The 744-nt window shown below is 69.9% G+C and carries 1 protein-coding gene; it reads left to right on the forward strand.

All coding sequences use genetic code 11. The features are described from left to right. Positions 1–744, forward strand: a 744-nt coding sequence (locus A0O30_RS27585; RefSeq protein WP_146256338.1) for an AMP-binding protein, incomplete at both ends; no start/stop codon positions are given.

Consider the following 744-nt stretch of genomic DNA (forward strand, 5'->3'; position numbering starts at 1 on the left):
GGCACGCCTGCCCGGCGCACAGTTGTACAACCTCTACGGCCCGACCGAAGCGGCCATCGATGTCACCCACTGGACCTGCCGCCCGGGCGGCGACAGCGGCGTGCCGATTGGCCGCCCGATCGACAACCTGAAAACGCACATCCTCGGTGCCGGGCTGCAGAGTGTCGCCCCACGCGCGGCTGGCGAGCTGTACCTGGGCGGCATCGGCCTGGCCCGTGGCTATCACCGTCGCCCGGCGTTGACCGCCGAACGCTTCGTCCCGGACCCCTTCGACAACTCGGCACAAGGCGGCGGTCGCCTGTACCGCACCGGCGACCTGGCGCGCTACCGGGCCGACGGGGTGATCGACTACAAGGGCCGCCTCGATCACCAGGTGAAAATCCGCGGGTTGCGCATCGAGCTGGGCGAGATCGAGACGCGCCTGCTCGAGCAGCCGAGCGTGCGCGAGGCGGTGGTGCTGGACATCGACGGGCCGGGTGGCAAGCAACTGGCCGCGTACCTGGTCATGGTCGGCGACCTGCCGAGCGACCCACAGCAACAGAACGCGCTGCGCGGCGAACTGCGCGAGCACCTCAGGCTCGGCCTGGCCGACTACATGGTCCCGACCCACTTGCTGTTCCTCGAGCGCCTGCCGGTAACGGCCAACGGCAAGCTGGACCGCAAAGCCCTGCCCAAGCCCGACGCCAGCGTGCTGCAGGACAGCTACGTGGCCCCGCGCAACGCGCTGGAGCAACAGATCGCGGC

The organism is Pseudomonas sp. LLC-1 (assembly GCF_002992185.1).
GTDB lineage: Bacteria > Pseudomonadota > Gammaproteobacteria > Pseudomonadales > Pseudomonadaceae > Aquipseudomonas > Aquipseudomonas monteilii.